Source organism: Vibrio sp. J2-4, from assembly GCF_021728155.1.
Classification (GTDB): domain Bacteria; phylum Pseudomonadota; class Gammaproteobacteria; order Enterobacterales; family Vibrionaceae; genus Vibrio; species Vibrio diabolicus.
On the sequence record NZ_JAKKCN010000003.1, the window covers coordinates 172,515 to 196,705 of the forward strand.

Consider the following 24,191-nt stretch of genomic DNA (forward strand, 5'->3'; position numbering starts at 1 on the left):
GCTCCACTGCCAATGGCGTTGGGGGTCGTAAACTGCACTTCCCTGCTATACCTATTTCATTTATCTGAACTTATTATTTTATTGCTGCCAAAACTTATTTAACGAAATGCTAAACAGAAACATGGTCTCACTTGATGTTTAAGCTCAAAAACCTACTTGTAGGTTTAGCACACAAAAACAGGGCCTGCAGAATGGAGAAAAGGAAATCGCGACTTATTAACGAACATGAAGACGCTAACTTGCTACGGTGACCGCGATGAGGGGAGAAGCATTCAAAGCGGTCATACATGCGGGAGGAACAGCTATTTCTCTAGCTTCTCTTCAAATACACCAATCTCTCTACCCAGCCAAATCGCGCGTTCCGTATGATCGAGCAACTCTTCTTCACTCACAGGATGGATAAGCACAGAAAAATCGCCTCGAATCGTATCGAGCCAAGCCAAAAACTCTTCACTCAATGATTCTAGGTGAATTTCAAACATCGGCATCTTGTGTGGGCCAACTAACCTTCCAACTAATGGAAACACACGCAGCACATCTTGACGCTCTTGACGGATGATCTCGTTCAAGGCTTGCGCTTTATCTTGTTCTCTTAGGGGAAAATAAACATGAGCGTGGTACATAACTTCTCCATAATCACTTCCACTTGAGCACTACCTACTTTGGATAAGCTCAAGGACTGCCGAGGGTATACATTTGTAATGCCGTCACCCTACCTTGATTCCACTCAGTTGGGAAGAAGTTATGCATTCTCATAAGGTCGAGGCTTCGAGCACAACAAAAATTTGCAATTCATCATATAGCAACTGTTTGAGTTGATTCATTAATAATGACTCACTTTGTCAAATTTTACAGCCAAATTTTGTTGCAAATATGTTTCATTAACCAGTAATTAAATTCGATTTTAAAAATACCACCAACAAAATAGCAGCATATTACTCTGCAAAATCAGGGTGTAAGCAAAACTTTACTACTGAGCGAAAGTCAAAATGAAGCATAATTTAACAATTTGTTTACACTTATTGTATCTGGCTATACCACGATTTAGTTAGAGGGTTAGATGCAGAAAAAATGTTTCTCTGTGTCTTGCGATGAAATAGCCGCAGCGGTGTTATCGGAAAATAGTTTAAAGGACGTACAGATGCCTACAGCTATAGAAAACACAAGCAACCTTAGGTATGGCCTTTGCGCTGATATCAGAGTTTGAGTACCCATACAAACTCTGGTTTGATATGAACAGCTGCAGTCCAAAAGACACGCAGCGTCAAAAGGAGCTTGAGATGAACGTTCAGGCATTACCCATGCATCGGTTTATCGACCATCATGGGGACCTAGTCGGCCAACTACCCAACTGGGCTGACACTGAAACTTTGGTCGGGTTTTACCGAGACATGGTATTAACTCGCACTTACGACAACAAAGCCGTTGCGTTGCAACGCACCGGCAAGTTAGGGACCTACCCTTCGCACCTAGGTGCTGAAGCCATCGGCATTGCGGTCGGCAGAGCGCTGAAAGCCGATGATGTATTTGTCCCTTATTATCGCGATATGCCTGCAATGTGGTGTCGTGGTATTGGCATGGAGAAGAATCTTCAATACTGGGGCGGTGATGAGCGCGGTAGTGATTTTGCTCCTGAGGGCAGCCCAATTCCTAGCCGAGATCTTCCATTCTGTGTCCCCATTGCGACGCAATGTACGCACGCTGTCGGGGTGGCTTCCGCACTGAAAATTCAAGGTAACCATGAAGCTGCGCTAGTCATGTGCGGCGATGGCGGTACATCCAAAGGGGATTTTCTAGAGTCAATAAACTGTGCGGGTGCTTGGAATATTCCACTTGTTTTCGTTGTGAATAACAACCAGTGGGCAATTTCAGTGCCGCGTAGCCTTCAATGTGCTGCCGATTTCTTATCAGAAAAAGCGCAAGGCGCTGGCATCCCGGGCATTACGGTAGATGGTAACGATGTAGTCGCCGTTTATGATGCAACTAAGACCGCACTTGAGAGAGCGAGAAAAGGGAAAGGCGCAACACTCATCGAAGCGGTCAGTTACCGATTAAGTGACCACACTACGGCCGATGATGCGACTCGTTATCGTAAAGAGGACGATGTTCAAACCGCATGGCAATACGAACCTATAGCACGTCTTAAAACGTATCTCCTTAATCAAGGTGCTTGGAGCGATGAACAAGAGCAACAATGGCTAGAATACTGCAAGGAACAAGTGGAACTGGCAGTTGAGCGCTACCTCAGCTTACCGTCACAAGCACCTGAAACTGGGTTCGATTATTTGTATGAATCGCTTCCCCAAGAGCTTCACGCTCAAAGAGATGAACTCATCAACAAAGCAATGCGAATGCAGGGAGGCAAACATGGTTGAGCTAACGTTAGTTGAAGCAGTAAACCTCGCTCTGCACCACGAAATGCAACAAGACCAAAATGTTGTCGTGTTAGGTGAGGACGTAGGTGATAATGGTGGCGTATTCCGTGCCACCGTAGGGCTCAAACAAGAGTTTGGTCTCAAACGAGTGATCGATACGCCACTCGCTGAAGCGTTAATCGGCGGTGTTGCGGTCGGCATGGCAACGCAAGGATTACGACCTGTCGCCGAATTTCAATTTCAAGGTTTTGTTTTTCCGGCAATGGAGCACTTAATGTGCCACGCGGCACGCATGCGTAACCGAACTCGCGGTCGCCTCACTTGCCCTGCGGTTTTTCGTGCGCCATTTGGTGGCGGTATTCACGCTCCAGAGCACCACTCAGAAAGTGTAGAAGCGCTATTTGCGCACACTGCTGGCTTTAAAGTAGTGATTCCTTCTTCACCTCAACGCGCATACGGCCTGCTTCTCGCCGCGATTCGAAGTAATGATCCTGTCATGTTCTTCGAACCGAAACGCATTTATCGAACCGTAAAATCTGAAGTCGTTGATAATGGCGAAGCACTTCCACTCGACACCTGCTTCACCTTACGTAAGGGGCGAGATATCACGCTTGTTACTTGGGGCGCATGCGTCGTAGAGTCACTTCAAGCCGCACAGACCTTATCTAGTCAAGGGATTGAAGTCGAGGTGATTGATTTGGCGAGCATTAAGCCAATTGATACCGCAACGATTTTCAGCTCACTAGAAAAAACCGGACGTTTACTCGTTGTTCATGAAGCGAGTAAAACTTGTGGTGTGGGCTCTGAGCTTTTAGCTCGAACAGCCGAACACGCCATGTGCTTACTAAAAGCCCCACCTAAACGAGTAACTGGAATGGACACCATTATGCCTTATTACCGTAACGAAGATTATTTCATGGTTCAGGAAGAAGACATTGTGACCGCAGCGCGCGAACTCGTGGAGGATTGGAAATGAAGACGTTTAACTTACCCGATCTCGGCGAAGGCCTCGCTGAATCAGAAATTGTAAAATGGCACGTTAATGTCGGTGACATGGTTAAGTTGGATCAAGTGATCTTAACTGTCGAGACAGCAAAAGCGACGGTCGACGTTCCCGCCCCCTACTCGGGCCGTGTAGTCAGCCGCCATGGGGAAGAAGGTGATATCGTCAATATTGGCGCATTGCTACTCGAAATTGACGAAACTGGCGCAGAGCGCGGGGCAACGGTAGAGAAAAAAGAGACCGCTGACGCCGCAACCGTTGTCGGCAACGTTTCTCATCAAGCGCATCACGTTAACGTCGATGACTTCTGGATTGGAGGCAATCACAACACGACTGAGAGTAATCTAGTTACTGCTCTACCGTCGGCTCGTCTATTGGCACAAAAACTTGGGGTAGATCTTAATCTCGTGTCAGGCAGTGGTCCAAACGGTCTTATCGTTGATGCCGACATTTACGACGAAGCCGGAAAACAGCGTCCGGGCACAGAAGTATTGAAAGGTGCTCGACGCACCATGGTGTCCTCGATGACTGAGTCACACGAGCACGTTGCTGCCGTGACCATTACAGAAGAAGCGTTGCTGGAAGACTGGCTGCCGAACGAAGACATCAGTATCCGCCTAGTTCAAGCGATTGTTCATGCGTGTCAGGAAGAGCCCGCTTTAAATGCTTGGTTTGATGCAGAAACCATGACGCGTTGCGTGCACAATACAGTTAACCTTGGTATTGCTGTAGATAGCCGTCATGGCTTGTACGTACCCGTATTGCGCCACGCAGATGAATACGAGCCACAAGATGTTCGTCGTTGGCTCGATCAAACTGTTGAAGGGATCAGAGAGAGAAAAATCGGTCGAGAGCAATTACAGCACGCGACGATTACGCTTTCCAACTTCGGGGCGATTGCTGGCATTTACGCGACACCTGTCGTCACACCTCCGCAAGTCGCTATTGTTGGTGCTGGTCGAATACTCGACCGAGTGGTGATAAGAAATGGTCAAGCAATTTCGGTGAAAGCAATGCCGCTATCAGTAACGTTTGATCATCGCGCTTGTACTGGTGGTGAAGCAGCAAGGTTTACTAAAGTGCTTGCAGAACACCTGCAACGCCCGAGCGAAAAGTAACTGGTAAAAACCAAATGATAAAGGCTTCCATTTCGGAAGCCTTTTGTTTGAGAGAACAGATTATATCTACAGCTTCTCTAGCAACTCCGGCATCACCTCAAATAAATCGCCGACCAACCCATAGTCAGCGATGTCAAAGATAGGCGCATCGGGATCGCTGTTAATTGCGACAATCACCTTTGAGTCTTTCATTCCCGCTAAATGTTGAATAGCACCAGAAATTCCGACGGCAATGTATAATTCAGGTGCAACAATTTTACCAGTTTGCCCGACTTGATGGTCATTAGACACATACCCCGCATCAACCGCCGCTCGGGACGCTCCTACCGCTCCACCTAGCTTATCAGCCAATTGTTCGACTAAAGCAAACTTCTCTTTACTCCCGAATGCACGACCACCCGATACCACCACTCTAGCCGCTGGCAATTCTGGTCGCTCACTTTCTGGCGTTTGCTGCGAAATAAACTCACTAAGTTTGTTGATAATCACTGTATCGACTTGAGTAACCTTAGGGACAACTGGTGTGTCTGACAGATCTAGGGCATCAAAAGCCGTACTTCGTATGGTCATCACTTTAAAGGGGTCGTTCGACGCGACTCTCGCCAATGCATTCCCGGCATAAATGGGACGAATCACCGTATCGATAGACTCGATGGTCATCACGTCCGAAAGTTGCCCTACATCGAGCAACGCCGCCACGCGAGGCATCACATTCTTACCAAACGTGCTGGCAGGAGAAAGAATGTGTGAGTAATTTTTGGCTACTTGTGAAATCAAAGGCGCAATGTTTTCCGCTAACCCATGCTCGTATTCCTTTGCGTCAATCCAGATAATTTCTGCAACGCCCTTAACGCACTTCAACTCATCCAAAACCGATTGGCACTGATAACCAATAAGCAATACAGAAACAGGAAGCGATTTATCATCATCCTTGATATCAAATGCCGCTTTAATTGCACACAGCGTCCCTACAGCCAAGGACTGGTTGTCATGTTCCGCAATGACAAGTGTTGCTAATGGTTGGTCGTCCATGGTCATGCCTCGTATAACACGTCAGATCCATTACTTGAGCTTAGTTCACTTCACGTTAACGTCAACTGAGCTATAGTTTTCTGTATAGAAACCAAAAACCTGTCACGCAGATGACGATAATAGAAAGGAAGCAGATAGATGGAACGAGAATGCATGGAGTTTGATGTCGTGATCGTGGGAGCCGGACCTGCGGGCTTAAGTGCCGCTTGTCGCCTAGCTCAACTCAACCAAGATAGTGAAGGTGACGCACTTTCAATTTGCGTTGTAGAAAAAGGCTCAGAAGTGGGCGCACATATTTTATCTGGCGCTGTTTTTGAAACCAATGCCTTGGATGAACTTTTCCCCGATTGGAAAGAAATGGATGCCCCGCTATCAGCCTCAGTTCAGCAAGACCATTTCCTTTATCTTACTACTGAGCAAAACCATATTCGCGTCCCTCATTTCCTTACGCCACGTCCAATGATAAATGGCGAAAATAATTATGTAATTAGCCTTGCCAACCTTTGCCGTTGGCTCGCTAACCAAGCAGAAAGTCTTGGGGTGGAAGTTTTTCCTGGCTTTGCCGCTGCAAACATCAATTATGATCAGAGTGGCGCCGTGACAGGCATTAATACGAGCGATATGGGACTAGATAAGAACGGCCAAGCCAAATCTAACTTTGAGCCAGGTATCGAGCTAAAGGCAAAATACACCCTTTTTGCTGAAGGTTGTCGCGGACATCTGGGTAAAGAACTTATTCAAAGGTTCGACCTAGACGCAGGCAAGCAACCTCAGCACTACGCGCTTGGCCTAAAAGAGATATGGGAATTACCCACTGACAGCAAGGATGTATCTGGCAGTGTTATCCACTCCGCTGGATGGCCTTTGAGCGAGACAAATACCACTGGCGGCGGTTTTCTATATCACATGGAGAACAACCAAATCGCGGTCGGTTTGATCGTAGATTTAAACTACAGCAACCCTTACTTAAGCCCGTTTGACGAGTTTCAACGCTTTAAGCATCATCCAGCTATCGAGCAGCACCTAAAAGGTGCCCAACGTATCGCATATGGTGCAAGAGCCCTTGCAAAAGGTGGGCTTTCTTCCCTGCCGAAACAGCAATTCCCCGGCGGTTTATTGATTGGTTGTGATGCAGGAACTTTGAATGTCGCTAAAATTAAAGGCAGCCACACAGCTATGAAGTCCGGAATCATTGCAGCAGAAGCAGTACATACTGCCCTACAAACTGGGGCTTCTGAGCCAGACTACCAGTCATTGTTTGAATCATCATGGTTGTATGACGAGCTCGCTGAAACACGTAACTTTGGTGCGAACATCCACAAGTTTGGCAGCATACTGGGCGGTGCACTTTCGACCTTTGAGCATAACCTATGGCAACCACTGGTTAAGAAGCCGTTACCTTGGACTGTCAAGGACTATTCGTACGATCACGAACAGTTAAAACCTAAACAAGAGTGCCAACCAATTACATACCCAAAACCAGATGGTGAAATCAGTTTTGATAAGCCTTCGTCGGTATTTTTGTCGGGAACACAGCACGAAGAGAATCAACCTTGTCACCTTGTTCTGACTTATCCTCACATTCCAATTGATGTCAATTTGGGTATGTATGACGAGCCGAGCCAGCGCTATTGCCCTGCGGGGGTTTACGAAGTGGTGGAAGTTGAGAGTAAGTTGAAGTTTCAGATAAATGCCGCCAACTGCGTGCATTGCAAAACCTGTGACATCAAAGATCCTTCACAGAACATCACATGGAAAGCGCCAGAAGGTGGTGGCGGACCAAGCTATCAAAACATGTAATCAAAGAACCACTTAAAGTGCAGAAGCAGTGCATTTCTACTGCTAATTTTTAAAATGGTTAAGCAAAAAGTCGGTAGCTAACAACAGCAGAAAAGAAAAACAGCACCTGATGATTCAATCAGGTGCTGTTTACTAAAATAACTTTATCTTCAGGTAATATTAATCCACGCTAAAAACTTGGTGATGGAACAGCTGATCAACGATTTCATGAGATGTCGCTGACGACCCTAGCTCCAACCCTGATAAATCAAAGTTCTCTAATGCCACGGACATTGTGTTGCTGCCTTCTCCAGTAATCGTCAAATTCAGAGTATCTAGGGCACTATCGTAGTCTGCACTTACGTGTTCCAACAAGTTATCCATATCCGTTGTGTCGTCACCGACAAACTCAAGAATGTCACTCAAATCCAACTTGTCTTCATCCAGCCTAAAGTCTTTAATCACATCTCTTGATGGCGTCATGTCCAGTGATTCTTGAGTAAAGGTGAAGGTGTCAAGACCCTCTCCACCTGTCAAGATGTCACTGCCTAGGCCTCCCATAAGGATATCGTTTCCAAGCCCACCAACCAGAATGTCATCGCCTGCGCCACCATTCAACGTATCTTCACCTGCTTGACCTAGCAAAATATCAATGCTTTCGCCACCAGTGATGCTATTCGCAAACTCATCTCCCACCGACGCATGGCGCTCAGTTTGCACAATATCGGTGCCAGAATCGTTCAATGTAAGTGTAAAGACGTTTTCACTTATGCCACCTTTACCATCAGACACTTTAAACAAGAAATGCAAATCCGCCTGCTGGTCTCCCTGTAGAGTAAGCTCATCGCTTTGAGTAAAGCTATAACTGCCATTGGATGACACTTCCAAAGTGCCGAACGCTGTCTGGATATGAAGCTGACCATCTACGTCACTGGATGAAGAAACTAACGGCTGATTTACAGTTACACCGTGCAGATCTGCGCCCAGCAGAGTGAAATCGCCTTCTGCCAAAGAAACGGTCATGCTATCACCATCAGCATCCTGGCTTCCCGCCAGTAACTCACCGGCAATTGGATCGGGAGAGAACTGGTTTAGGTACTGCCCCAAGTCTTCACCTGAGTCGATAAACACCACTTTGTCGCTAAGCTCATCTAGAGCCTCTGCTGCTTTGACATTATCAGAGAGAGCAATACCAATCCCATATACCTTGGCGTCATGAGTCTGTTTGTAATCTTCCCAGCGCTCGGCTAGATCAGGAGAAGTAACAGCGCCCTCGCTAGGGTTGGGTTCGCCATCTGAGATAAAGAATATGGTGTCCTTACTCTCAGACGGTTTTTCTGGACCGAAATAGTCCCAACCATCCTGCCAAGGGTAAACGGCATTACTTGCCTCACCAGGCTCCATTACAGCCTCTAAAGCTTTATCGTAATCCGTATTGGTACCGTATTCTACGTCACACCAGTTGCGCACATATTCTGACACTTCATTTTGGAAACTTAAATCGTTTGGATCACGGCCATTCATCTCTGGTGGGCGTGTCATCAACTCAACTTCACTCAAGGTCAGCCAGCTATGTGTGGATGTATCTCCGTCGAAACGTACCAGGCGGATATAGGTATTTGATTCTCCTCCACCGGCAATCATGTTTTCAACCATGGAATGTAACGCTGCTGCTGCTTTGTAAGCTCTCGATTCAGTTTTCGGTGCGGTTGCCTCACGACCCACGGTATTTTCACCGTCAAAGGTGCGGGTCATGCTGTTCGAGTGGTCGAACACTACCGTCACTTTATTGATCGGTAAGTCTTCCATCTGAGCAAAGCCCTGAACTGGAGATGAGGTTGGGGCATGGTTCTCAGTGACATTCAGGATAACCTGAGTTGTATCGGTATCCACACCATCGCTTGCAGACACTTCCAACTGATACGTTTGCTGAGTCGAGTGATCCAGTTTTACACCATCTTTCAGCCAAATCTCACCACTATTAGAGTCAACACGGAATAGATCAGCATCACCACCACTCAATTCATACTTTATGGTGTCACTGCCATCCGGATCAAACGCTTCCACCTGGCCGACTAATACCCCAACTTCTTGCTCAGCGACGTCAAAGCTTGCTGTATCTTCTGTTGGCATACCGTTGGCATCGGTGCCATGGGTTTGGTCTGTATCACCGACACTGATGAATTCTGGTGCGCGATCTCGGATATCAATGGTAACTTCGCTATTTGTAGTATCACCGTCAGCATCGATAACCGTAACGTTAAGCTTCTCTTGTTGATGACCTACAACATTGCTCGCTTGATAGTCGTAGTGACCATTTTCAAAGTTAATGGTCAGCTTGCCGTGGTTGGTATCAATTTGCGCCAGAGAATGGTCCGATATTTTCGTGCCATCGCTGTTAGTGACATCACCGTTTACTTTGTTGTAGTAATATATCTCGCCATCGATAGTGATGTGATCTACCCACTGAGCATCACCGCCATTGTCATCCAGAAGGTTGCCTTGCAACTGGCCTGAGACCGTTTTACTAAGCAAATCCCCAATCTGAGAATCATCTACAACGACAATAGCACTGCCTTTATCTGTCGCGATCGACTCCAGATGTTCCAGAGACGCTCCATTACCAATACCAACAGACCAGATATTTTCAACATCCTGACCGCTACTGCTGATGCTATTTTCCATCGCATTTTGCAGAATGATGCCCTCTTCTTCAGAAGTAGGCTGAACCCGACCATTCACTATGTCCTGATAACGCTGTTCACTTTCAAAATCATCTGATGTTGACCACTTAATCAAGTTTTCACGGGTTTGAATTTCTCCCACGTTTGTTTGATTTGTCCAATAGGTAAAATCGGAAGGTCGACCATCTGAGATAAAGTAAAGCTGGGTATCGGTATTACTAAGCAATGCGTCATCTTCTGGGTCACTAAGTATTTCATTTATTTGGTCAACGGCCTGGTTATATGGCGTCGATGCATATGGATGTATACCAGAGATAAAGGCATCAATGGCCTCGGCAGAATCTAGCCACTCAGAAATCTGGCCAGATGGTTGTCCGCTGTAAGTTGCAATTCTAAAACTTACTGGACCCAAATCTTGGTATTGCTCAAACATTGACTTAATAGAGTCTTGAGCAAGTTGCCAGCGAGTAACATATTGTCCGTCTGCATCTGTTACCCAGTCGAGCATTGATTCTGACGCATCAAGTGCAATCACAACACTATTACTTTGTGAATCAACATCATTTATTTCGTAGTGAGCTGAAGACGATGACGGTAATGAATCCGTTACATTCAGATGCAAGGTGGCACTCTCAGACTGACCTCCGGCATCCACCTCGACGCTAGCGCGGATATCCAGCATGTCCGCCCCCTGCTCCGCATGATCAAGAGGCATATGTTGATCAACTGTGAAATGACCCGTTTTGCTATCTATGCTGGCTTGAACCACTTTGATGCGGTCGGCACCTGTTCCAGTATAACCAGTTAGAGTGCTCTGATCTGCACTCACTTCAAACACGACCTCTTTACCATCGCTGGTGAAACCACCTAGGTTTTGATCGGCGTTGAAGTGATATTCAGCCTCCGTTGCAGACCCGAGGTTTGCGATAAAGTTGCCTTCAGCATGTACGCCAGTATCCGTGCCAACTTGAGATTCATCCAATGCTGCGTGTGCATCACTGAGCGACATAGGCTCACCCATCACACTAACGGTAACTTTTGCTTTATCAGTCAGACCGTCGTCATCACGGATGGTGTATTCGAAGGTATAATCTTTCACTTCACCCGTTTTCAGGGTTTGTTGATCAGCTGGCAGTGACTCTAGGTACTTGGCCGCATCAAAGACCAATTTACCATCTTGCAGACTAAGGAAGCTTTCTGATGGATAGTCGATAATAGTCAGAGCGTCACCGTCCGGGTCGCTGTCATTCGCTAGAACATCCAGCTCTAAAGTGCCTGAGCCGTTGGTCTGGTAAGCTTCATCAAAGGTCGTCAGGTCCGCTGATACCTGAGTAATAAAGTACTCTGAGCCTTTAGGATCAATGACACCGTCTTTATAGCTGGTTGTAGACATTTCAATACTATCGAAGAAACGCCCATCTGCATTGATGTTGACTACTTGATTACCACCACGGGTACCTTCAAACACACCTGTCGCAACCAAGTCACCTTTGTAGTAAGCCTTCCAAACACCGCGCTCAATACCAGGCTCCCAGCTACCGTTCGAAGTATCTGTCCATAGGTTTTTCACTTCAACTTCAGCATGATCGGCAACCTGACCATTAGCGAAGGAGAAGCGCATTGCTTCACTTTGTCCAGTTGCATCATCATATCGAATCTGACCATCTTGAACCCGGTCTGAGCCGCTGTCTAGCGCAGAACTAACGCCATATTTGTGGTCGCCGTCACCAACATAATCAGCTTTCGATGCATCAGAAACCTTGTTTCCAGATCGAGTATCAATCACATAATAATCAACTGTGATATCAACACTGTCATCCCAGTTGCTCTGGTCAAGTGTCTTGGTTGTTTTTTCAATGCCCTTATCATCTTCAGCAATAGGGGCTTCATTAATATCGCGAACCAACACTTCGACCTGAGCGGTGTCTTTACCGCCAAACTGGTCACGAGCTTCCACTTCTAGCTGGTAGTTATCGATAGATTCATGGTCCGGATTTGCACCATTTTTGACACTGATCTCACCGGTAAGACTGTTGATTTCAAACAGTTCGCTATGACCGTTTAAGTGATAGGTTATCTGACTGTCCTGATCGACATCGAATGCATTTACTTTTCCAATTACACCCGATTGACTGTTTTCATCAACGCTAAACTGGTAACTATCGATGTCGGTTTTACCTTGGGCATCCAGACCAAAGTTGTCATTACTCCCACTAACAAATTCAGGAACATCATTAGTGCCCGTAATATCAATCACGATGTTTTGTTGGGTGCCATCGGTCGCCGTGAGAGTGATGGTGTCTTGTACCTGGTCACCCTCGTCCAACTGTTGAACCTGGCTTTGATCCAGCGTATACGTCCACTTTCCATCCGCCAATACTAGCTCACCGTAGGTGCCCGTAACGGTAGTGTTGCTGAACACTGGCTCATCGCCATTATCAACATCAGAGATGGTGATGGTACCTGCTGCGGTCACAACATCACCGAGATTGCCTTCGGTCACCTTGCCGGTAAACGTACCGTCAACAATAGGCGTGTCTTCGGTGCCCGTAATATCAATCACGATGTTTTGTTGGGTGCCATCGGTTGCCGTCAGGGTGATGGTGTCTTGTACCTGGTCACCCTCGTCCAGCTGTTGAACCTGGCTTTGGTCCAGCGTATACGTCCATTGCCCATCCACCAATACCAGCTCACCGTAGGTGCCCGTAACGGTAGTGTTGCTGAACACTGGCTCATCGCCATTATCAACATCAGAGATGGTGATGGTGCCTGTTGCGGTCGCGACATCACCGAGATTGCCTTCAGTCACCTTACCGGTGAACGTGCCCGTCACGACTGGCGCGTCTTCGGTGCCCGTAATATCAATCACAATGTTTTGTTGGGTGCCATCGGTTGCCGTCAGGGTGATGGTGTCTTGCACCTGGTCACCCTCGTCCAGCTGTTGAACCTGGCTTTGATCCAGCGTATACGTCCACTGCCCGTCCACCAATGCTAGCTCACCATAGGTGCCCGTAACGGTAGTGTTGCTGAACACTGGCTCATCACCATTATCAACATCAGAGATAGCAAGGGTGCCTGTTGCGGTCGCGACATCACCGAGATTGCCTTCGATCACCTTGCCGGTGAACGTACCCGTCACGACTGGCGTGTCTTCGGTGCCCGTAATATCAATCACGATGTTTTGTTGGGTGCCATCGGTTGCCGTCAGGGTGATGGTGTCTTGCACCTGGTCACCCTCGTCCAGCTGTTGAACCTGGCTTTGATCCAGCGTATACGTCCACTGCCCGTCCACCAATACTAGCTCGCCGTAAGTACCCGTAACGGTGGTGTTTGCAAAAATCGGATCGTCGCCATTATCAACATCATAGATAGTAATGGTACCTGCTGCGGTCACAACATCACCGAGGTTGCCTTCGGTCACCTTGCCAGTAAACGTACCGTCAACAATAGGCTTGTCTTCGGTGCCCGTAATATCAATCACGATGTTTTGTTGGGTGCCATCGGTTGCCGTCAGGGTGATGGTGTCTTGTACCTGATCACCTTCGTCCAGCTGTTGAACCTGGCTTTGGTCCAGCGTATACGTCCACTTCCCATCCACCAATGCCAGCTCACCGTAGGTGCCCGTAACGGTAGTGTTGCTGAACACTGGCTCGTCGCCATTATCAACATCAGAGATGGTGATGGTGCCTGTTGCGGTCGCGACATCACCGAGATTACCTTCGGTCACCGACCCCGTAAACGTGCCCGTCACGACTGGCGTGTCTTCGGTGCCCGTAATATCAATCACAATGTTTTGTTGGGTGCCATCGGTCGCCGTGAGAGTGATGATGTCTTGCACCTGATCACCCTCGTCCAACTGCTGAACCTGGCTTTGGTCTAGCGTATACGTCCACTTTCCATCCACCAATGCCAACTCACCGTAGGTGCCCGTAACGGTAGTGTTGCTGAACTCTGGCTCATCACCATTATCAACATCAGAGATGGTGATGGTGCCTGTTGCGGTCGCGACATCACCGAGATTGCCTTCGGTCACCTTGCCGGTGAACGTACCTTCAACAATAGGCGTATCTTCGGTACCCGTAACATCAATCACGATCTTTTGTTGGGTGCCATCGGTCGCTGTGAGAGTGATGGTGTCTTGTACCTGCTCCCCCTCGTCCAGCTGCTGAACCTGGCTGTGGTCCAGCGTATACGTCCACTTCCCGTCCACCAATACCAACTCACCATAGGTGCCCGTAACGGTGGTGTTTGCAAAAACCGGATCGTCGCCATTATCAACATCAGAGATAGTAATGGTACCTGTTGCGGTCGCGACATCACCGAGATTGCCTTCAGTCACCTTACCGGTGAACGTGCCCGTCACGACTGGCGCGTCTTCGGTGCCCGTAATATCAATCACGATGTTTTGTTGGGTGCCATCGGTTGCCGTCAGGGTGATGGTGTCTTGTACCTGATCACCTTCGTCCAGCTGTTGAACCTGGCTTTGGTCCAGCGTATACGTCCACTTCCCATCCTCCAATACTAGCTCACCGTAGGTGCCCGTAACGGTGGTGTTGCTGAACACTGGCTCATCGCCATTATCAACATCAGAAATAGTAATGGTACCTGTTGCGGTCGCGACATCACCGAGATTGCCTTCAGTCACCTTACCGGTGAACGTGCCCGTCACGACTGGCGCGTCTTCGGTGCCCGTAATATCAATCACGATGTTTTGTTGGGTGCCATCGGTTGCCGTCAGGGTGATGGTGTCTTGCACCTGATCACCCTCGTCCAGCTGTTGAACCTGGCTTTGGTCCAGCGTATACGTCCACTTCCCATCCACCAATACTAGCTCACCGTAGGTGCCCGTAACGGTAGTGTTGCTGAACACTGGCTCATCGCCATTATCAACATCAGAAATAGTAATGGTACCTGTTGCGGTCGCGACATCACCGAGGTTGCCTTCAGTCACCTTACCGGTGAACGTGCCCGTCACGACTGGCGCGTCTTCGGTGCCCGTAATATCAATCACGATGTTCTGTTGGGTGCCATCGGTTGCCGTCAGGGTGATGGTATCTTGCACCTGCTCCCCCTCGTCCAGCTGTTGAACCTGGCTTTGGTCCAGCGTATACGTCCACTTCCCGTCCACCAATGCTAGCTCACCATAGGTGCCCGTAACGGTGGTGTTTGCAAAAATCGGATCGTCGCCATTATCGACATCAGTAATAGCAATGGTGCCTGTTGCGGTCGCGACATCACCGAGATTGCCTTCAGTCACCTTACCGGTAAACGTACCTGTCACGACTGGCGCATCTTCAGTGCCCGTAATAGAGATCACAACTTCATGCTCAGTGCCATCTACAGATAAAACGGTAATACTTCTGATGACTGGGTCACTGTCATGATCCAAAGCCTGCACTTCTTCGTGCTCATTATTCAGCTGATAATTCCAGTTACCGAAAGCATCAATTGAGAAGACGCCCCAATAACTATCTTGAACCTCACTCTGTGATTGGAATAACGCTTCACCTGTATTTGGATCAGTAACACTGAGGTTGCCAGAAGTTCCAAGCGTCACGTCTTCTTGAACGGCACCTCTATCTTCACCATCAATCAACGCTTCAGTTTCACCAAGCTCTGAGGTTGTGAATCGAGAAATATTAAATAGCGTTGTACTTTGCTCTGTCGTCACGCCGGCGGTTTCAAAAAAAGTACTTGCTAGTACTTCTGCCCCCGTTCGTTCAACAGTACCAGAGGCAGTCAAACTTGAACCCGTAACTTCACCAGCTTCAGTAGCATATTCATCACCTAGTTCACTCGGGTCTTGTCCTTTTTCGATGGCCTCTAATATTTTCGCAAGCTTGTCGGTAGAATCAGTTTGAGCTTCACCTTCTGTGTCAGCAATATATACATGCTGAGGTTGGATCTTCCCCTCTACTAATTCAACGACCACTTCTCCCGGTAACAAGTTTTCTTTAGACGCAAAAGCTTTAATTTGACCATCTAGGCCGATTACAACATAGGTTTGTGCGGTTAATTTTGATGGTCCAACCAAGAGCTTATACCTCATTTAGTAAATACAAAAATCTCAAAGTCCATAAAACTAAGAAAGTAATAAGACTTATTTTCAAGAAGCGATATACACAATTGGACGTAAGCTAGCATCAATTAACCCATCTAAAACACGCAATTATCCTATCAATAATTTTCATGTTTTAAATTTGTTTTATTTTGCACCGTAAAAACATATGTTATGCGACCTATTTTTAATATTCTTTAAACTTGTCATTAAATTTTCATTGAAATAGCAGCTTACATTCCAAAAAAGCAAGCAAAAGGAAACGTTTGCCTTGGGTAATATTAGTAATCTTTAATATTTATTTTTGAAAAATAACTGGCGTTAAATTATTTGGGGAGATTTTAGTGAAGCTAAGTAATATTAGTATCGCGTGTTTTGGTTTGCTAATACCACTGGTTTCTAGCGCACAAACTTTAGAACAAGCAATAGCGACAACATTTGCAACGAACCCTGATATCAAAAGTGCGTTTAACGAGTATATGAGTAGTCGTTATATTATCGATAAATCACGTGGAGCATATAAACCTAGTCTCGATATTGACGCGGGTATCGGTTACGAGAGCATTCACCCTTCCGACTCTACTGGTAAGAGTGATACCGAGATGACCCGCAAAGATATGGCAATTACTCTTACCCAGTTGATCTGGGATGGTTCAAAAACCCTATATGACATTGATCGTACCTCTGCAGATGCAGAGTCTGTGCGCTATCAGTTACTTGCAGATGCCCAAAATGTTGCGTTAGAAGTCATCAAAGCTTATTTGGATGTAGTAAAAACGCAAAAGCTGACTGCGCTTTCCACTAGCAACCTAAACACACATAAGCGAATTTATACTGATATTAAAAAGCGTACAGAGTCAGGAATTGGCTCAGTTGCCGACCTTAACCAGGTTAAAGCTCGTTTAGCAAAAGCTCAAAGTAATGTTTTAGCTGCACAAAATAACCATAAAGACGCTCAAACAGCATTCTTTCGCTTAGTTGGTGAGGCACCAACTAACCTTATTTTTCCGCACGCAGACCAAAACTTTATCCCCAATTCTCTAGACGAGGCCCAATCGCAGGCTTTTGACAATCATCCTGTCATAAAAATAGCACTCGCAGATGTCGATTCTGCCAGGTTCCAATATAAACAAGCGGATGCAAACTATTTCCCAGTCATCTCATTTGAAGCGAAACAAAGCTGGAACGATGATGTAGGAGGAGTAAATGGTCTCAACTCTGAAACACAAGCAATGCTTCGTGTCCGATACAACCTTTACAACGGTGGCCGAGACTCTGCAAACAGTGACAGTATGGCCTATCAACTCAATAAAGCGAAAGACCTCAGAGAGCGAGCATACCGAAGTGTGGAGCAAGAGCTCCGCCTTTCTTGGAGCGCTCTTGAGCTGACTAAACAACAAAAGTCTTTTTTAATACAACACGTTGATTCCATGTCAAACACCGTTATTGCATACCAAAAACAATATCGTATTGGAAAGCGCACCCTACTTGATCTGCTGAACACTGAAAACGAGTTGTTTGAATCACGCAAAAACTACTTAGAAACACAATTTGCGCAGCAATACGCACAATATCGAACCCTGACTTCAACCGGGCAGCTTTTAGACGCATTGCGCGTCGACATACCGGAAGAGTGGACTCAATCGGTGGAGTACTAAATACAATGAAAAAGAATCTTCTAATCACTCTGGCTTTAGTCATAATGAGTCATCATAGTGCATACGCAAAAGATGAGCTGGCGTACATTCCTATACCAAAGGCGAATCAGATTGCTGACCTAAACGACTTGGACCAAGATGGTGTGATAAACGCTCGTGATCTTTGCGCAGGTACTCCAATAGGGGCAGAAGTGGACAATGATGGTTGTGAAACCTATTTGCATAAAGAAGAGCAATACCAACTTAAGATTTTGTTTGATAATGACTCTGCTCTTATTAACCAAATTTTTAAAAACAAGATAGATGAGTTGGCTGCATTTCTTAAAAAGTATCCAACCACTTCTATAGAGATACAAGGATACGCAAGTAAGGTAGGACGTGCAGAATACAATTTAAACCTATCTCGCCATCGTGCAGAGAATGTACGCAATCTATTGATAGAAAAAGGAATCCCGGGTGACCGCCTAGCAATTATTGCTTTTGGCGACACACAGTTAGCAGAGCCGGGTATGGATCGTGTCAGCCACGCATTAAACCGCCGCGTTACTGCCACTGTTGTCGGCCAGCAAGGAATGGTTAAAGATGAGTGGACGATATTCACTACCTTCCCAGAAGTAAAATAAACTTATACCCCTGCTTATTTGCATAGATGAGTGGGGTATTTTCATGTCATTACGCCTAACTAATTAGACACAACTAATAAAACAAACACTAACATTAATCATAACTCACTAATATTATGGCAAAAATTAAAAAGTGAGCCTTTACTCTATATTAGTAGTAATATATTAGAGTCAAAATGAAAACCACCAATACTTTTAAATGGGAAGAAGATAAGCCAATCAATAACACTGAGGGGTTTAAGCAATCACCTTTCTTCACCACAATATGAAATCAATTTATTATATAGCTTTAATAAATCAATCATCTATTGAGGAAACATAATAAAACATGACAGAAACATGTCTTCGTAGATTGAGCCAGTTATTAAAACATTACAAACACTCTCAAACGTATCACGTAAACCTCGACGATTTAGAACTGGTTTTTTCAACTTCTAGACGCAACATATCTAATATACTGAGAATACTTGACAGCTACAATTGGATCCATTGGGAGCCAGGTCGTGGTCGTGGGAAAGCCAGCACACTAAAAGTGACGGTAACAATACATCAAGCCCTCTACTTTACGATTCGTAATGAAATCAACAATGGTAGCTTTGACGTCATCTCGAGGTTACTTGAGCATTACCGTAGCACCGCTGTAAGCGCACTTAGCCAAGCACTCGCAGAAGTTTCAGAAGAAAACAAAGATTCAAATACACTCATCGTCAGCCAGTATCCTTGGGTAGATGAGCTAACCCCTTCACTGACTTATCGCTTTTCAGAACTGCAGGTAATACGCAGCTTGTATGACACCCTATTTACCGTTGATCACTACGGTCAATTAAAAAATCACCTCGCTTGTGAGTACAAAAATGAAGGCAGTTGTATATATATTTGGCTCCGCCCTGATATCTGCTGTCACGATGGGCTAACATTACAAGCAGAAGATGTCGTACACTCTTTAAATAAGCTCGTTACAACAGATGGCCCCGTCCAAAAATTACTTCAGCAAGTCACTCGTATCAGCTTCGATAATGCCAAACAAGCTATACGTATTGACTTAAAGCAGCCTAATAACTTATTCATTTACTGCTTAGCAACCGCAAATGCGTCTATCACTACTCGACGTCAGAAGAGCTTTAAAGGTCGCAGTATCACAATAGGTACTGGCCCGTTTGTACTTAGGCATTGGGATACCAACAAAATAGTACTGAAGAAACATCATAACTATTTCGCAAAAAAGGCATTATTGGAGCAAATAACGCTCTCTCATCAAGGGACTGAGCTGGATCAATACATCAGTTATAATCAGGAAACTGACGATACCGAATGTTATATGATTCAGGCATTTTCTTTTCTAGCACGTAATCGTCGCGCCGAGTGCTCACTAAGCGAGCAAACTTGGCAGCGCCTATTTTCTTTTATCGAGAGTCGTAGATTTGAATTTGCCAAAGCGAATGGCTTGGAAACGATGCACATTCTCGATGATAACTCTCACAACGAGAGTGTTCCTCAGCTTGAGGGAACGTTAGTCATAACCCATCCAAAGTGGACGATTGATTATTTAAGTAAAGCGAACCAATGGATCGTAGATTTAATCCGTCAAACTGGGTTGCATGTAGAATTTGTGGAGCTAACTGACGCTAGTAATCCTCAACTTGTAAAAGAACAAGCCGACTTGCTCTTTGTCGAAGATGTCATTGAGCCACCTTTAACCTATGGAATTTATGAGTGGCTATTAACAGGTACAGGTATTCGATTTGCTCTTCACTCTGATGAATTTGAACAGCATGTTAATCACGTACACGATGCAGTCTCAGATCCCACGCCTGAAAAACGTTTGGAGGGAATACTCTCAGAGCTCAGAGATGATACAACAATCTTACCATTGTTCTGGGGGCAAGAAAAAATCACCAGAGCGAAAGGTGTAAGCGGTGTTCAACTCCGTAAATCTGGGTACAGTGATTTCTACAAACTAAGAGTCAGAGCCGGACAAGACTAATCTGTTAGAAGCTTCTATTTACTAATTACTTTTGTAATCTACGATGTGAGTTTTCAAAATAATGCTTAATCACACTAAGCGAGCACAAAATTGAACTCACCGACCACACGACCATCAATGTTGACAGGCTCAAACTGCAAATAATCACGGGCTTTTCCGCCCCACCACTCGTTACCAGTTCGCCCTTTCAAATAAAGCTGAGTCGTTAACAGCTCTTTCTCTCCACGCCACAATTTTACGTGGATGTGGGGAGGTCGAGAGCTATATGGAACCGGAAATAACGTTTGAAAAAGGTAATTCCCATCTTCGCCAGTTAAAACTGCACCAAATCCTGCAAAGTGAGGATCAAACTTATTATTGTTAGGTTGATTCGGGTGATCATAGATGCCTTGTCCATCACATTGCCATATTTCTATTTTCATTTCAGACAATGGGTTTCCTGCTGTATCCATTACCTTACCCTGAAGAAAAATGGGCTCACCAATAAGACCTTTCGACTGCAAAATCAAATTTTGACGAAGTGGCACTGGAACCACGGGATAAAATGGCCCTTCCGTTTGAGGCGGTGTCGGCTTCATTGGGCTAGCGGATTTTAGCGAAGGCGCAAATATTAGCGACCATAAAGCTAAGAAGTGTCGACGTTCCATATCATCACCAGTGATTGTTTGCCTTACTTAAGTTTGGTGATTCTTGATGATTTTTCCAGCGTAGCAGTACACTAAAACAAACATGCCTCTGTTCAGGGCAACGCTGAACAGAGGCATTTACAAATTAGCTACTAATAATTAAACGGCTTCAAAGGCTAGTGCTTTCTTCTCTACCTGGCGGAAGATAAGAGTGAGCACACCATTTACGGTTAAATAAAATGCGCCTGCAATACCAAATACCGTCAACGTATCGTAAGTTTGTGCGTTAATGCGCTGCGCGTAACCCATCAGATCCATGATCGTGATCGTGCTTGCTAGTGAAGTACCTTTGAAGACCAAAATCACTTCGTTCGAATAAGCCGGAACGGCACGACGAATAGCGTATGGCAGCAGCACTTTTAGCGTTGCGGTTTTGTTCATCCCTAGAGCACGACACGCTTGCCATTGACCAGAAGGAATCGCGTTAAACGCGCCTTTAAACAGCTGAGTGCTGTATGCAGCGGTATTCAGTGCTAACGCTAACATCGCACAAAACCAAGGTTGGCTTAACCATGTCCAAAAAACACTTTCTCTCACTACATCAAACTGACCCGGACCGTAGTAAACCAAGAAGATCTGTACCAACAAAGGCGTACCAGTAAACAAGGTGATGATGCCACGGCTTACCCAATGCAAACCCGGAGTACGTAGAATCAGAGTCAGCGTCATCATCAAAGCTAAGAGGCAGCCGACAACCAAGGAAGCGGCGGTTAATTGAAGGCTAGTACCTAAGCCATCCACCATTTGCCAAACGTGTTGTTCGTTCATGCGGTTGCCTCCTGTCCCATGCTCATGCCTTGAATTGAGAACTTCTTATCAATCAGTTTCACGGCACGTTGCGTAATCAAAGTAATGCCTAAATAAATCGCCGCAGCGGTTGCGTACCATGTAAAGGCTTCATGAGTTGCTGCCGACGTTAGCTGCGCTTGCTTCAACAAATCCGTTACGCCAATCAGTGATACAAGCGCGGTATCTTTCAACAGAACCAACCATTGGTTAGTTAAACCTGGTAGCGCGTGTCTTACTGCTTGTGGCAAAACAATGCGAACAAAAGCATGTGCCTGACTGATGCCGAGTGCACTTGCTGCTTCTCTCTGCCCTCTTCCAACGGCTTTTAACGCGCCACGTAGAGTTTGAGAAGCATAAGAAGCGAAGATCAATGACAACGCCACCACCCCAGACAAGAACGGGCTAACTTCAATAAAGTCGCCGGTGATTAAAAACAGAACCTGCGTCGAACCAAAATAGATGAACAACACGACAAGGATTTCTGGCAAGCCACGCACAATCGTCACAAATGCCGTCATTGGCCATTTAACGAAAACGCGGCGAGACATTTCACCACTGGCGAATACCACTGCCAGAATCAAACCGACTAAAAGGCTTGTGAAGGCTAGCTGGACAGTCATCCAACTAGCTTGAACAAGCGATAAAGAGTAACCCGTTAGTGCCATATTACTTACCGAAGTACTTGTTGTAGATTACGTCGTATTCGCCGTTCGCTTTCACTGTTTTCAGTGCCGTGTTCAGCTTGTTCACTAGCTCATCGTTACCTTTGTTTACTGCGATACCGAAACCGTTACCGAAATATTTAGGGTTGGTTACGTGCTCGCCCACATATGCTAGATTGTCTTCTTTCTTGAACCATTCAGCTACGACAGCTGTATCGCCGAATACAGAATCAATACGACCGTTCTTCATATCGATGAATGCGTCTTGGTAGCTAGAGTAAGGAACCGCTGTTACGCCCGGCATTTGCTCAATCAAGTAACTTTGGTGTGTTGAACCGTTTTGAACACCAACGCGCTTACCTTCTAGTGCTTTTTGATCAGCAACTTTTTCTTTGATAGAAACAAACGCTGCTGAGTTTTCATAGTATGCATTCGTGAAATTCACTTGCTCCAAACGCGCCTCAGTAATATCCATTGCAGAGATAGCCGCATCGTAACGTTTGAATTTTAATGCAGGGATCAGGCTGTCAAAAGATTGGTTATGGAAGGTACATTTGGCTTCCATTTCTTTACATAGTGCGTTCGCCAGATCCACGTCAAAACCTTGGATTTGGTTGTTTTCATCCATGTATTCGAATGGTGCGTACGTCGCTTCCATCGCGAATTTGATCTCTTCTTGTGCTGCTGCGTTTGCTGCCATAGTTGCAGAAGAAAGGCCGATTAGTGAAGCTAGTAGAATCTTTTTCATTGCAATACTCCGTGTGTACTTAGTGGGCTGACACTCGCAATGACAGCCGAGCTTATCTGTTAAATAGACTGAACGTTAAAAACGTAATTTAGTGATTTAGGTAGTCAGCAAACTGGGCGGTTTGCGGGTTAGAAAACGAATCATTTGTGCCGTGCTCGACGATGTATCCTTTTTCTAGATACAGTACGTGGCTAGCGATTTTTTTAGCAAAATCGACCTCATGCGTTACTACGACTTGGGTGATGCCAGTTTCGCTTAAATCTTTAATAATCTTAACGACTTGGTTAGTAATTTCCGGATCAAGCGCAGCGGTCGGTTCATCAAAAAGCAAGACTTCCGGTTTCATCATCAATGCACGAGCAATCGCCACACGTTGTTGCTGACCACCAGAAAGCTGCATCGGCCATGCATCCGCTTTGTCTGCCAAATGCAGTGTTGCGAGAATTTGCATTGCTTGGTTCTTCGCTTCTTCTTTATCCATGCCAGATACTTTTACCGGAGCCTCAATCAGGTTCTCCATCACTGTCATGTGCGGCCATAAGTTGTACTGCTGGAACACCATGCCTACTTTACGACGAAGTGCTAAACCTTGTTTCTCTTTGATTTCAGTAGAGAAATCAAAAACATCATTTGCGATGTTTAGCTTGCCGTTATCCGCCCCTTCAAGAAGGTTAAGAACACGCAGTAGAGAGCTCTTACCTGCGCCACTTGGACCGAGTAAAACCAGTGTTTCCCCGCTTTCACACTTAAAGCTGACATCGTGAAGCACTTGTGTCTCACCGTAGGATTTATTGATTCCGCTTACCTGAATAGTCATGCTGACATACCGCATTAATTGTCACTTGGTATTTATATTACTCAATTGGACTTTTTATGCAATAAAAATGTATAAAAATTTAATTTGTTAATTTTTTGTATGATCAGCAACCACCAAGACAGAGTATCTGACTGGTTTGAAGAGTTAGTTTTAACTGAATTTGTTGAAGAAAAAT

The 24,191-nt window shown here is 45.7% G+C and carries 15 protein-coding genes; 7 read left to right on the plus strand and 8 right to left on the minus strand.

All coding sequences use genetic code 11. The annotated features are described in order from the left end of the window. Positions 1-302 precede the first annotated feature (302 nt). Positions 303-623 (minus strand): DOPA 4,5-dioxygenase family protein, encoded by a 321-nt coding sequence (locus tag L3V32_RS11010; protein ID WP_005375836.1) that lies wholly within the window; start codon positions 621-623, stop codon positions 303-305. A 657-nt stretch (positions 624-1,280) separates the two neighbouring features. On the opposite strand from L3V32_RS11010, the gene pdhA reads away from it, so the two are divergent. Genes pdhA through L3V32_RS11025 form a run of 3 tightly spaced genes read left to right on the plus strand, consistent with a single transcriptional unit; the run spans position 1,281 to position 4,496 of the window. Beyond that, positions 1,281-2,375: a pyruvate dehydrogenase (acetyl-transferring) E1 component subunit alpha gene (gene pdhA / locus L3V32_RS11015; RefSeq protein WP_012842500.1), complete on the plus strand. Its 1,095-nt coding sequence runs from the start codon at positions 1,281-1,283 to the stop codon at positions 2,373-2,375. Beyond that, positions 2,368-3,351, plus strand: a complete 984-nt coding sequence (locus L3V32_RS11020) for an alpha-ketoacid dehydrogenase subunit beta (RefSeq protein ID WP_237284284.1) — start codon at positions 2,368-2,370, stop codon at positions 3,349-3,351. Before pdhA ends, L3V32_RS11020 begins: the two co-directional genes overlap by 8 nt. Then, positions 3,348-4,496: a dihydrolipoamide acetyltransferase family protein gene (locus L3V32_RS11025; RefSeq protein ID WP_047009272.1), complete on the plus strand. Its 1,149-nt coding sequence runs from the start codon at positions 3,348-3,350 to the stop codon at positions 4,494-4,496. The genes L3V32_RS11020 and L3V32_RS11025 overlap by 4 nt, the downstream gene beginning before the upstream one ends. A gap of 66 nt (positions 4,497-4,562) precedes the next feature. Here the strand turns inward: L3V32_RS11025 and L3V32_RS11030 are convergent, their stop codons facing one another. Then, positions 4,563-5,528 (minus strand): electron transfer flavoprotein subunit alpha/FixB family protein, encoded by a 966-nt coding sequence (locus L3V32_RS11030; RefSeq protein ID WP_226420770.1) that lies wholly within the window; start codon positions 5,526-5,528, stop codon positions 4,563-4,565. A gap of 138 nt (positions 5,529-5,666) precedes the next feature. On the opposite strand from L3V32_RS11030, the gene L3V32_RS11035 reads away from it, so the two are divergent. Next, entirely contained in the window at positions 5,667-7,328 is a 1,662-nt protein-coding gene (locus tag L3V32_RS11035) for an electron transfer flavoprotein-ubiquinone oxidoreductase (RefSeq protein ID WP_237284285.1), read from the plus strand. Positions 7,329-7,487: 159 nt separating this feature from the next. Here L3V32_RS11035 and L3V32_RS11050 read toward each other — a convergent pair whose 3' ends face one another. Continuing rightward, positions 7,488-16,025: a VCBS domain-containing protein gene (locus L3V32_RS11050; RefSeq protein ID WP_267136661.1), complete on the minus strand. Its 8,538-nt coding sequence runs from the start codon at positions 16,023-16,025 to the stop codon at positions 7,488-7,490. A 368-nt stretch (positions 16,026-16,393) separates the two neighbouring features. Between L3V32_RS11050 and L3V32_RS11055 the strand changes: the two genes are divergently transcribed. From L3V32_RS11055 to L3V32_RS11065, 3 genes are all read left to right on the plus strand, one after another. Next, positions 16,394-17,707 (plus strand): TolC family outer membrane protein, encoded by a 1,314-nt coding sequence (locus tag L3V32_RS11055; protein ID WP_048625183.1) that lies wholly within the window; start codon positions 16,394-16,396, stop codon positions 17,705-17,707. Positions 17,708-17,712: 5 nt separating this feature from the next. Continuing rightward, positions 17,713-18,330, plus strand: coding sequence for an OmpA family protein (locus L3V32_RS11060; protein ID WP_182033546.1), 618 nt, complete (start codon positions 17,713-17,715; stop codon positions 18,328-18,330). Positions 18,331-18,658: 328 nt separating this feature from the next. After that, positions 18,659-20,314 carry an ABC transporter substrate-binding protein gene (locus L3V32_RS11065; RefSeq protein WP_237284286.1) on the plus strand — a complete coding sequence of 552 codons (1,656 nt, stop codon included), beginning with the start codon at positions 18,659-18,661 and terminating at the stop codon, positions 20,312-20,314. Positions 20,315-20,388: 74 nt separating this feature from the next. Here L3V32_RS11065 and L3V32_RS11070 read toward each other — a convergent pair whose 3' ends face one another. The 5 genes from L3V32_RS11070 to artP all read right to left on the minus strand — a co-directional run bounded on the left by L3V32_RS11070 (position 20,389) and on the right by artP (position 24,016). Next, a complete protein-coding gene (locus L3V32_RS11070) occupies positions 20,389-20,961 on the minus strand; it encodes a protocatechuate 3,4-dioxygenase (protein ID WP_012842497.1) in 573 nt (190 codons plus the stop codon). A 138-nt stretch (positions 20,962-21,099) separates the two neighbouring features. Then, complete coding sequence (artM, locus tag L3V32_RS11075; protein ID WP_237284287.1) at positions 21,100-21,768, minus strand: arginine ABC transporter permease ArtM; 669 nt, start codon at positions 21,766-21,768, stop codon at positions 21,100-21,102. Continuing rightward, positions 21,765-22,454 (minus strand): arginine ABC transporter permease ArtQ, encoded by a 690-nt coding sequence (gene artQ / locus L3V32_RS11080; RefSeq protein WP_005388570.1) that lies wholly within the window; start codon positions 22,452-22,454, stop codon positions 21,765-21,767. Before artQ ends, artM begins: the two co-directional genes overlap by 4 nt. 1 nt (position 22,455) lies before the next feature. Continuing rightward, complete coding sequence (locus L3V32_RS11085; protein ID WP_005390934.1) at positions 22,456-23,199, minus strand: arginine ABC transporter substrate-binding protein; 744 nt, start codon at positions 23,197-23,199, stop codon at positions 22,456-22,458. A gap of 88 nt (positions 23,200-23,287) precedes the next feature. Next, complete coding sequence (gene artP / locus L3V32_RS11090; RefSeq protein WP_101911867.1) at positions 23,288-24,016, minus strand: arginine ABC transporter ATP-binding protein ArtP; 729 nt, start codon at positions 24,014-24,016, stop codon at positions 23,288-23,290. Positions 24,017-24,191: the final 175 nt, after the last annotated feature.

Coding starts and splice junctions, on each gene's coding strand:
- L3V32_RS11010 (WP_005375836.1), bottom strand. CDS start 623: ATGTACCACGCTCATGTTTATTTTCCCCTAAGAGAACAAGATAAAGCG.
- pdhA (WP_012842500.1), top strand. CDS start 1,281: ATGAACGTTCAGGCATTACCCATGCATCGGTTTATCGACCATCATGGG.
- L3V32_RS11020 (WP_237284284.1), top strand. CDS start 2,368: ATGGTTGAGCTAACGTTAGTTGAAGCAGTAAACCTCGCTCTGCACCAC.
- L3V32_RS11025 (WP_047009272.1), top strand. CDS start 3,348: ATGAAGACGTTTAACTTACCCGATCTCGGCGAAGGCCTCGCTGAATCA.
- L3V32_RS11030 (WP_226420770.1), bottom strand. CDS start 5,528: ATGGACGACCAACCATTAGCAACACTTGTCATTGCGGAACATGACAAC.
- L3V32_RS11035 (WP_237284285.1), top strand. CDS start 5,667: ATGGAACGAGAATGCATGGAGTTTGATGTCGTGATCGTGGGAGCCGGA.
- L3V32_RS11060 (WP_182033546.1), top strand. CDS start 17,713: ATGAAAAAGAATCTTCTAATCACTCTGGCTTTAGTCATAATGAGTCAT.
- L3V32_RS11065 (WP_237284286.1), top strand. CDS start 18,659: ATGACAGAAACATGTCTTCGTAGATTGAGCCAGTTATTAAAACATTAC.
- L3V32_RS11070 (WP_012842497.1), bottom strand. CDS start 20,961: ATGGAACGTCGACACTTCTTAGCTTTATGGTCGCTAATATTTGCGCCT.
- artM (WP_237284287.1), bottom strand. CDS start 21,768: ATGAACGAACAACACGTTTGGCAAATGGTGGATGGCTTAGGTACTAGC.
- artQ (WP_005388570.1), bottom strand. CDS start 22,454: ATGGCACTAACGGGTTACTCTTTATCGCTTGTTCAAGCTAGTTGGATG.
- L3V32_RS11085 (WP_005390934.1), bottom strand. CDS start 23,199: ATGAAAAAGATTCTACTAGCTTCACTAATCGGCCTTTCTTCTGCAACT.
- artP (WP_101911867.1), bottom strand. CDS start 24,016: ATGACTATTCAGGTAAGCGGAATCAATAAATCCTACGGTGAGACACAA.